The following is a 9,839-nucleotide window of genomic DNA, read 5'->3' as shown; positions in this document are numbered from 1 at the left end:
AAGGTTCGAGGACTACCGGTCGAGATGAGCGGGAGCGGGGTGCCCCAGCAGGTCTGCGGTCAGCTCACGGGTACGCGGATCGGCGAGCAGGCCCGCCCGGACGCAGTCGACGACGTGCACGTCGAGGGAGCCGGCTCTGATCCAGTCGTCGCCGACGGGATGGTCCGCCGACCGGATGTGCGTGACGCAGCCCGCGCGGGGTGACGCGGACCCGGCGCGGAACGAGGCCACGAGAAAGGCGATCCAGTCGAGGTAGAAGCCGGACACCCGCGTCGCGGCCGCCACCGCCTCGTCCTCGTCGAATCCGTCCCCCTGGAAGACCTCGGCCCCCAGCCTGACCACCTGTTCGGCCAGCAGCGTCATGGCCCGCTCCGGGCGCTCGCGCAGCTCCGTGTCCGCCAGCGCCGCGGTCAGTTCGCTGCCGAGCTGCTCGGCGCTCCCCCCGGTGAGCTGCCGTACGACGACCCCCACCGTCTCGCGGATCTCCGCCCCGGCACCCGGCTCCCCGTCGAAGAACACCACCGGGACCGGCCCGTCAGCACCGCCCAGCCGCTCCGCCAGGTCACGTGCCAGCGGGGCCGCCATGCAGTAGGCGAGGACCGCGCGGACCGACGTGCCGGAGCAGCGCTCCGCCAGGTGCGCCACGTACCGCGACGGTTCCACCGACCGGCTGAACGGCTCGCTGATCGCGTAGAGCACGTCCCAGCCCCGGTCCTCCAGCCGCAGGTCGGACAGGCGGGCCTCGGCGCGCCGGCCCGGGAAGTCCAGCACCACCAGGGTGTCAGCCATGATCGATCGCCTCCTGGAGCAGCCGGGCCAGGGTCGGTGCCAGCTCCGGTCCGCGCATGACGCCGTAGTGGTCGCCCTGCAGCGCGATGGTGCGCACCGGCCGGGAGGTCACGCCGCCCCAGCCGTGGTCGGCCCGGTCCCGGGGCTCGTCCCCGGCCTGGATCAGACAGACCCGGCCCGGGTACCCGCCGGGGACGGTGAACCGGCGGATGGCGTGCAGATTGGTCTCGAACCGGTCGAGCAGCCGTTCCACCAGGCCGCCGTCGCCGGGGGATTCCAGCAGCCCGTGTTCCCGGGCGCGCTGCCAGAGCTGTTCCCGGGTGGTGACGGACGGGCCGAGGTCGGTGCCGACGGCCGCTCCCCAGTCCTCGGCGAACCAGGAGACCAGGTCGGCCTCCGTGGCCGGCCCGTCCTGCGGATCGGGCACATGGCTGTCGATCATCAGGACCGGGAGCGCCTTGCCGGTACGCAGTTCGAGGCGCCGGGCCATCTCGAACGCCACCACCCCGCCCATCGACCAGCCGCCGAAGGCCAGCGGAGGCTGCGCGGCCGACTCGACGGCCGTCAGATACGCCTCCGCCATCTCCTCGACCGTACTCAGGCCCACCGCCTCCAGCGCGTAGACGGGCCGCCCCAGTGCCCTGGCCAGACCGGCGTAGCAGCCCACTCCGCCGCCGACCGGGTGGACCAGGAAGAACGCCGGTCCGCTTCCCTCGGCCATCGGCAGCAGTTCGGCCCTGGCCGGGGTGGTCAGTTCACGGTCGATCGCCCGGCCCAGCCGGTAGAGGGTGCGGGCCTCGAAGAGCGCCGCGGTGGGCAGGTCCAGGCCGTACTGGAGGCGGACCCGGTTGAGCAGCCGGATACCGAGGAACGAGTGCCCGCCCAGGTGGAAGAAGTCGTCGTTGCGGTACACCTGCGGGACGTCCAGGAGCTGTTGCCACAGTTCGGCGAGGTACTGCTCGGTGGGGGTGGCCGGGTCCTCGGCGGCGGGCACCGTGTCGTCGGCCGTGACCGGCGCGCCCGCCGTCGCGCCCGCTGCCGCTCCGGCCGCAGCGGTCACCGGGTGGCCGCTCAGCGCCCGGTCCGGATCGGCGAGCACGGCGCCCAGCAGGCCGAGGAACTCATCGGCGAGCCTGCGTACCGTCCCGTCGTCGAACAGCTCGGTGGCGTACTCGACGCTGAGGACCATGCCCTCCGCGTCCTGCCACGTGGTGACGAGCCAGTCGAACTTGGCGCTGTCGGTCCGTTCGTCCACCTCGGTCACCCGGAGCTCCGACGGTGTGTCGCGCTCGGTGATGTCGCCCTGGTGCACATAGAGCATCTGGAACAGCGGTGACCAGCTGGGCGACCGGGGCGGATTGACGGTCTCCACCACCCGGTCGAAGGGCAGTTCGAGGTGGTCGAAGAGGTCCAGCACATGGTCTCGGGTCCGGCCCAGGTGGGCGCGGAACGAGGGGTCTTCCGAGAGGTCGGCGCGGGTGGCGACGGTGTTGACGAAACAGCCGATGACCTCGCGCAGTTCGGGCCTGACCCGGCCGGACAGCGGCGAGCCGATCACCACGTCGTCCTGCCCGGAGACCCGGGACACGAACGCCTGCAGCGCCGCCAGCACGACCATGTAGAAGCTGGCGCCCTCCGCCTCCGCCATCGCCTCGACGCCGCGCCGGATCGGCTCGGGCATCCTGAGCCGCAACTCGCGGCCGGCGTTGCTGGGATGGGCCGGGCGGGGCCGGTCGGCGGGCAGCGTGGTCAGCACCGGACAGCCGCTGAGCGTGTCGGCCCACCACCGGGCCTGCTTGTCGAGCACGCCTCCGGCCAGCCGCTGCTGCTGCCAGATCGCGTAGTCCGCGTACTGCACGGCAGGTTCGTCGAGGCGCTCCCCCCGGTAGGCCCGCCACAGTTCACGCCAGAAGACCGGTGCCGATCCCCCGTCGTAGACCGCGTGGTGGAAGCACAGGTAGAAGAGGTGGTCGTCGGGCGCCTGCCGCTCGATGCGGGCGCGCACGAGCGGACCGGAGCTCAGGTCGAACGGTGTCTCGGCCCGTCCGTCCCACGTCTCGTCGAACAGATCGATCTCGTCGAGCGGCCGGACGCGCTGCCGGACGCCGGTCTCGTCCTCGCCCTCGGTGAGGACGGAACGCAGAATCCGGTGCCGTTCCACGAGTTCGGCCAATGCCCTTTCCATGGCGGGCACATCGAACTCTCCGCGAATCCGGACGGTCGACCCGATGTTGTACGTGCCGGGCCGCCCGGTCCGCTCCAGGAACCACATCGCGCGCTGCTGCTCGGAGACGGTGGCCTCGACGACGGACTCGTGGTGCGCGATCCCCGCCGTCCGGCCTCCCGGCACGCGCGCCGCCCGGGCGCTCATCGCGCCGTCCGCCCGCGCAGCGCCGGCGGGCGCATGTCCGTCCACACCTCTTCGATGTGGGCGAGACATTCCGCTTCGGAACGGGCCGGGCCTTCTGCGCGCCAGCCGACCGGGGCCGGAGTGCCGGCCGGCCAGATCGAATACTGTTCCGCGTCGTTGACGACCACCCGATAAAGGACAGCACGCGAATCGCCCGGCACACGAATCCCTTCCACGCAAATCAATAAAAATATGCTGGAGACACATCGGAGCACTTCATTTTCAGGGCCGGATCAAAAAGGCGTCCGCCGCGCGGTCGCCACCTTTAGCCTCCGCAGCGAATTGCGGAACCGGAACCCTTCGGCGCACGCGAGCGACCCGCGAACGGGTCCTGGGCAGCCGTGAGTCAAGAAATATGAGCACCCGTCACCGGGTTGATCGTCCATCTCCCCCATTGCCGATATCGAGCAGAGTCCGGGCGATCAGAACATCGCTTCACGGCATCTGACATCTAATTGACGACAACACGAACCTAAGGCGCCGACTCCGACTCCGTCAAGGCACTCATGAAGCTTTCGGCGCGGCGCCTGTTGTCAACCCGAAGCGGATTCCGGGTTTCTGTGGAGCCGTCAGAAATATCCACTACCGAGCGGATGCGGCCGGACACCGTTCGTGATCTTGGTCGGCCCGCCCGCCGGACCCCCGCCCGCACTCCGCGGGTGCGGCGTCTCGCGCCGACGGGCCGCAGACAGGAGACTGGCCCTGTCTTCGAACCGCCGTCTGCCGTGCGCGGCAGTCGCGACCGTCGTATCCAAGGAGGACACCTATGCGGGACAGCCATCGGGCCGAGGCCGAAGGGCTGTTGGTACGCGCCGTCGAGGAGGAGATGCGGCGCTCCGGCGGCCGGGCCGACGCCGGTACGCTGACGGCGCGCGGGCGGGCCGCGCTGGATTCACTGGCGGACGCCGCGTCCGAGGAGTACGCCGCGTACGTCCAGGCACTGGACGCGGCCGGCGCCGGTGCGCAGCCACTGGCCCAGCGCTTCAACCGGGGAGCGCTGGCAACACCGCTGCTGGTCACCGGAGTTGCCGCGGTCGCCGCCTTCGGCGCGGACATCGCGTTCGGTACGGCGGCCGGGCCGGCCCTCGGCGCGGGCGCCGTCGTCGCGGTCGCGGGAGCCACCGCCACCGTCGCCAAGGTCACCGCCTCGCACTGGCCGGCCGCCCACCGGCGGGCCGGGGCGCTCGGACAGCCGGGCGGAGCCGAGCAGTTGCGGCTGCAGTGGCTGGCAGCTCTGGAGGTACGGGGCATCCGCCCCTTCATCGACCAGCAGCGAATGCTCACCGCCTCGTCCCGCACCCCCGCGAAGAAGGTTCCCGCGCAGGCGCGGACGGCTCCGTCGCCGCGCCGCACGGACCGCAGCGCGGCGGCCCGCACCCGCGCGCTCCTGGAGCAGTCCTTCGGCCATCTGCCCGCCGGCGACGGCCCGTTCGCGGGGCGGCGTGCCGAACTGGCGCAGATCGCGCAGTGGGTGCGCGAGGCCCGCGCGTCGACCGAGACCAAGCCCACCGTCGTCGTCCTGCACGGCACGCCCGGCTCCGGACGCACCGCGCTCGCGGTGCGGGCCGCGCACAGTCTGAAGGACCTGTTCCGCGGCGCCTGCGTGGTCGATCTGCGCGGCGATGTGGCCGGTGAGGCGCCGCTGCCGACCCGCGACGCGCTGCTGCATCTGCTGAACCGGCTGGGCGCACCCCGTGAGCAACTGCTGTTCCGGGACGGGGCGGCGTCGCCCGGCGGGGCGGACCCGTCGGCGCGGGGCAGGGCGTCGGCCGAGCAGCAGGTGCGGCGGCTGAGCGAGCTGTACCACCAGCACCTGACCGGCACCCCCGTGGCGGTCGTCCTCGACGACGCCGGTGACGCGGCGCAGGTGCGCACCCTGATCCCGGAGCGCTCCGACAGCCTCGTCCTGGTCACCGCCCGGGAACCGCTCCGTCTGCCGGACGACGTCCCCGCCCGGGTCCATCAGCTGCCGGTCGGCGCGCTCGACGCGGCCGGCGCGGAGGAGCTGCTGCGCGAGGCGGCCGGGGCCCCGGAGGAGGGGCCGTACGACTCCCGGGCGACGGACACCGTCACGGAGCTGTGCGGCGGGCTGCCGCTCGCGCTGCGCATCGCGGGCTCCTCGCTCGGCGCCCGCACCCGCGACGACCTCGCGGCCTCTCTGGCCGGGTACGGTCCGGTCGAGCCGGTGGAGCGGGCGCTGTGGCTGCGCTACACCGACCAGACCGAGCAGGGCCGGCGGCTGCTGCGCAGGCTCGCGCTGGCCGGGCGGGCGAGCCTGGGCGCCGCCGCGGCGGCGGCGCTGCTGTCCGCCGACGAGCAGGAGGCCGAGCGGCTGCTGAGGACGCTGGCCGGGGCCGGGCTGCTGACCCATGTCCGGGGTTCGCGCTACCGGCTGCACGACCTCGTCCGGGGCTTCGCGCTGGCCCGGCTGCGGGACGAGGAGCCGGCGGCGGACCGCACGGCGGCGCAGGAGCGGCTGATCCGGAACTACGCGGACCTGGCCGGTGCGGTGATCCGCATGGTGGACGGCAAGATGTCCACCCGGGCCGGGCAGTTCGGCTCGCACGGATTCGGCTCGCTGGACTCGGCGCTGCGCTGGCTGGACGACGAGTCGAGCTTCATCACCTCCGCGCTGCGGCACGCCGAGGGCGTCGACCAGGGCGCCGTGCTGGACCTGCTGGGCGCGCTGTGCGACTACTGCCTGCTGCGCGGCGACCTCTACCGGCTGGGCGAGATCAGCGAGTTGACGCAGGCCGTGGACAAGGGACTGCTGGAGCGGTCCGTGCAGTGGCGCACCGGCATCGCGGCCCGCCAGCTCGGCGAGCTGGACAAGGCCCGCACCACCCTGTCGTCGGTGGTCGGCCTCTACCGCGAGGCGCAGAACGGGGCGGGTACGGCGCTGGCGCTCTGTTCGCTCGGCATCACCCTGCACCACCAGGGCAATCTGACCGAGGCGTCGGCACGGCTGCGCGAGGCGATCGAGCTGCAGTCCCCCGAGGAGCAGGCGGAGGACCGGGCCTGGTCGATGCACGCCCTGGCGGCCGTGGAGCGCGACCGGGCCCGGCTCGACCGGGCGCTGACCCTGCTGGACGCCGCGCTGGTGCTGCACCGGGAGGGCGAGTCGCTGCACGGCGAGGCGTGGACCCGCTTCCAGCTCGGCCAGACCCTGCTGCGGATGGGCGATGTGGCGCGGGCCGAGGAGGCGCTGTCCAGGGCCCTGGAGCTGTACGGCAGCACCCGTGACGAGCGCGGTGAGGCCTGGGCGCTGACCCAGCTGGCCCGGGCCCGGCTGCTGGACGGCGATCCCGCCCCGGCGGTGGAGCGGCTGAATCAGGCGCTGGAGCGGCACCGGGACAACGAGGACGCGCGCGGCGAGGCGTGGACGCTGTTCTACCTGGGCCAGGCCCTGGAGGAGAGCGGCGACACGGACCGGGCGGTCCGGCAGCTGGAGCGGGCCCGCACGATGTTCTCCCGGATGCGGGACGTGTACGGGCTGGCGTGCGCCCGCCACCACTCGGGCCGGGTCACCCGTGACCAGCGGGCGGCCCAGACCGGGAACCTGCGCAACTCCGGCTTCGCCCGCCAGCTGCTGATGGACGCCCGCGCCGACTTCCGGCGCATCGGGGTCGCCCACGGCGAGGCGTGGACGTGCCTGGAGCTGGCGCTGATCGACGCGGGGAACAACCGGTCCCCGCAGGCGCTGGAGCTGTGCGGCGAGGCGGTGGAGCTGTTCGACTCGTACGGCGACGCGCGGGGCGCGGACTGGGCCCGTTTCCTGCGCTGCACGCTGCTGCCCTACGCGTCGCCGGGCGGCAGCGAGGTGGGCACGGCGGTGGCCCAGGAGGAGCTGGCCGAGCTGCTGCGGGCCGGGCACCCGGCGCGCGACGGCAAGCTGGAGGACTGCGCGTCGGCGTTCGCCGTGGTGCTGAACCGCGGCGTGGACCTGGAGGACGGCTGGCAGGCATGGCGCCTGGGCATGACGCCGACGCGCCACGCCCGGGAGGTCATGGGCGTGCCGGTGCCGGCCGCGTACCGCCAGGCCGACGACTGAGGACGTCCCGGGTCCGGGCACGTCCGTGGCTCCGGCCGGTCGCCGACCGGCCGGACCGGTGCCGGGGCGGCTCCGGAACTCCGGGGCCGCCCGCGCTCACCGTCGTCTGCTTCGGGGCTACTTCCGCTTCGCGGAACCGGCCGCCACGGGCTCTTCGGCCACCGCGTCCGGATCCGGGGCCTCCTCGAAGTCGACCTTGCCCATGTGCCGGTTCATGGACTTCATCAGCAGCCACACGCCCACGGCGAGCGCCGCGAAGACGATGAAGCCGAGAACGCCGGGGGTCACCTTGTTCTTGTCGAGCTCTTCGGCAAGCGGAACGAGGTCGGTCAGTGCCTGGGTCGCGTACATATCAGGCATTGTCGCGGATGCCCGCGAAGAGGTCGCTCTCGGGGAGGGAGGTATCGACGAGAGACTTCGCCAGCTCGTACTCCTCGGTCGGCCAGACCTCCTTCTGGATGTCCATCGGGACGCGGAACCAGCCGCCCTCCGGATCGATCTGGGTGGCGTGCGCGATCAGCGCCCTGTCCCGGACCTCGAAGAAGTCCGCACACGGAACGTGCGTGGTCAGCGTGCGCTCGTCGCGCCCGAACTCCTTCCAGCGCTGCAGCCACTCGCCGTACGGCGACTCCAGGCCGCGGGCCAGCAGCGCCTCGTGCAGCGCCACCGTGCGCGGCCGGTTGAAGCCCTGGTTGTAGTAGAGCTTCTGCGGCTGCCAGGCCGGGCCGAACTCCGACTCGGGGAACTTCTCGGTGTCCGCCGCGCCGTCGAAGGCGATCATCGTGATCTTGTGGGTCATGATGTGGTCGGGGTGCGGGTACCCGCCGTTCTCGTCGTACGTCGTGATGGCCTGGGGCCGGAACGCACGGATGCTGCGGACGAGCCGGCCCGCGGCCTTCTCCTCGTCCTCCAGCGCGAAGCAGCCCTCGGGCAGCGGCGGCAGCGGGTCGCCCTCGGGCAGGCCGGAGTCGACGAAGCCGAGCCACTCCTGCTCGACGCCCAGGATCTCCCGGGCCTCGTCCATCTCCTTCTTGCGCACCTCGTGGATGTTCTCCTCGATGTACGCGTCGCCCTGGAGCTTGGGGTTGAGGATGGAGCCGCGCTCGCCTCCCGTGCAGGTCACCACCAGCACATCCACCCCCTCGGACACATACTTGGCCATGGTGGCCGCGCCCTTGCTCGACTCGTCGTCGGGGTGGGCGTGAACGGCCATCAGGCGCAGCTGCTCGGTCAAGACTCGATCCTCAGTGATTCGGCATGTGGGCAGGCTTCTATAGTGACCGAACCGGGGGGCGGAAAATTCCTCGATCCCCGGTACGGAAGGAATGATCATGACGGCGGTGCCCGAGACGCTTCCGGAGAACCGCTACGGCCGCTCCGCGGACCAGCGTGCGGACCGCAAGCTCAAGATCGTCGGTTCGGTGCTGGGCGCCGTGCTGCTCGGCGTGGTCGGCTGGATCGGCTACGACTATGTCACCGGCCAGGGCATCAGCGCCGAGGTGATCAAGCGCCGGGTCGTCTCGGACCAGCGGGTCGACATCCATCTGGAAGTGCGCAAGGACAAGGACGCCAAGGGCTACTGCACCCTGCGCGCGCAGCACAAGGACGGCAGCGACGTGGCCCGCAAGGACTTCCGCTTCGACGAGCGCACCGACCGGATCGACCGTGTCCTGTCGCTGCGTACGACGGCCAGGGCCACCAGCGTCGAGCTGCTGGGCTGCACCACCGACGGCGGGGCGTAGCGCCGACCGGCGCACCCCGTCCCTGAACCACCACGCCGGGCCTGACCTGCGCACACGCGGTCCCGACGTTTTACCTTCTCCCCCTTTTCCTGCGGAATTGTTAGGCTCGTGGTTTCGCCCACCCGTGGAAGCACATGCTTACGGGTAGGGCGATGCTTTGTATTCCCAGTACCGACGAGGAGCACCCTGTGACCCAGACCAGCGAAAACGTCACCTGGCTCACGCAGGAGGCGTACAACCAGCTCAAGGCCGAGCTGGAGTACCTGTCTGGTCCCGCGCGCACGGAAATCGCCGTAAAGATCGCGGCGGCCCGTGAGGAGGGCGACCTGCGCGAGAACGGCGGGTACCACGCCGCCAAGGAGGAGCAGGGCAAGATGGAGCTCCGGGTGCGCCAGCTGACCCAGCTCCTGGAGCACGCGAAGGTCGGCGAGGCGCCTGCCGACGACGGCGTGGTCGAGCCCGGCATGGTCGTGACGATCGCCTTCGACGGCGACCCGGACGACACGATGACCTTCCTGCTCGCCTCCCGCGAGTACGCGAGCTCGGACATCGAGACGTACTCACCGCAGTCGCCGCTCGGCACCGGCGTGAACGGCAAGCGGATGGGCGACGACGCCGAGTACGAGCTGCCGAACGGCAAGACGGCCACCGTGAAGATCCTCGCGGCGAAGCCGTACACCGGCTGATCCCGCACACCGACGCCAGGAGCCCCCGGCCCGACGGCGAATTCCAGGGGTCGTTGCAACACAGAGGTCAACTGGCTGTGGCCAGGAGCTTAGTGAGACGCTTGGCTGGGGTTTCCCAGCCAAGCGTTTTGCGTGGCCGGCTGTTCAGTTCGGCGGCGACG

General features: G+C 71.7%; 8 protein-coding genes. 3 read left to right on the top strand and 5 right to left on the bottom strand.

All coding sequences use genetic code 11. The features are described 5' to 3' along the window. Positions 1 to 12: 12 nt before the first annotated feature. Genes AADR41_RS25555 through AADR41_RS25545 form a run of 3 tightly spaced genes read right to left on the bottom strand, consistent with a single transcriptional unit; the run spans position 13 to position 3,360 of the window. Entirely contained in the window at positions 13 to 789 is a 777-nt protein-coding gene (locus tag AADR41_RS25555; protein ID WP_342283742.1) for a hypothetical protein, read from the bottom strand. Further along, positions 782 to 3,205 (bottom strand): condensation domain-containing protein, encoded by a 2,424-nt coding sequence (locus AADR41_RS25550; protein WP_342283741.1) that lies wholly within the window; start codon positions 3,203 to 3,205, stop codon positions 782 to 784. Before AADR41_RS25550 ends, AADR41_RS25555 begins: the two co-directional genes overlap by 8 nt. After that, positions 3,157 to 3,360: an MbtH family protein gene (locus AADR41_RS25545; protein ID WP_342283754.1), complete on the bottom strand. Its 204-nt coding sequence runs from the start codon at positions 3,358 to 3,360 to the stop codon at positions 3,157 to 3,159. The genes AADR41_RS25550 and AADR41_RS25545 overlap by 49 nt, the downstream gene beginning before the upstream one ends. Positions 3,361 to 3,965: 605 nt before the next feature. On the opposite strand from AADR41_RS25545, the gene AADR41_RS25540 reads away from it, so the two are divergent. After that, on the top strand, positions 3,966 to 7,250 hold the full coding sequence (locus tag AADR41_RS25540; protein ID WP_342283740.1) for a tetratricopeptide repeat protein: 3,285 nt from the start codon (positions 3,966 to 3,968) through the stop codon (positions 7,248 to 7,250). A 117-nt stretch (positions 7,251 to 7,367) separates the two neighbouring features. Here the strand turns inward: AADR41_RS25540 and AADR41_RS25535 are convergent, their stop codons facing one another. Together AADR41_RS25535 and mca are read right to left on the bottom strand one after the other, a co-directional pair. Continuing rightward, the gene (locus AADR41_RS25535) at positions 7,368 to 7,601 is read right to left on the bottom strand and encodes a hypothetical protein (RefSeq protein WP_342283739.1); all 234 of its coding nucleotides are present in this window, start codon (positions 7,599 to 7,601) and stop codon (positions 7,368 to 7,370) included. A 1-nt stretch (position 7,602) separates the two neighbouring features. Beyond that, entirely contained in the window at positions 7,603 to 8,484 is an 882-nt protein-coding gene (mca, locus tag AADR41_RS25530; RefSeq protein ID WP_342283738.1) for a mycothiol conjugate amidase Mca, read from the bottom strand. 97 nt (positions 8,485 to 8,581) lie between these two features. Between mca and AADR41_RS25525 the strand changes: the two genes are divergently transcribed. Together AADR41_RS25525 and greA are read left to right on the top strand one after the other, a co-directional pair. Beyond that, a complete protein-coding gene (locus tag AADR41_RS25525) occupies positions 8,582 to 8,992 on the top strand; it encodes a DUF4307 domain-containing protein (RefSeq protein WP_342283737.1) in 411 nt (136 codons plus the stop codon). Between the two features lie 188 nt (positions 8,993 to 9,180). Further along, positions 9,181 to 9,678, top strand: a complete 498-nt coding sequence (greA, locus tag AADR41_RS25520) for a transcription elongation factor GreA (protein ID WP_093550387.1) — start codon at positions 9,181 to 9,183, stop codon at positions 9,676 to 9,678. The last annotated feature ends 161 nt before the right edge of the window (positions 9,679 to 9,839 follow it).

This window comes from Streptomyces sp. CLV115, assembly GCF_038448545.1.
Classification (GTDB): Bacteria; Actinomycetota; Actinomycetes; order Streptomycetales; family Streptomycetaceae; genus Streptomyces; species Streptomyces sanglieri.
This window is presented reverse-complemented; position numbering and strand designations above follow the sequence as displayed.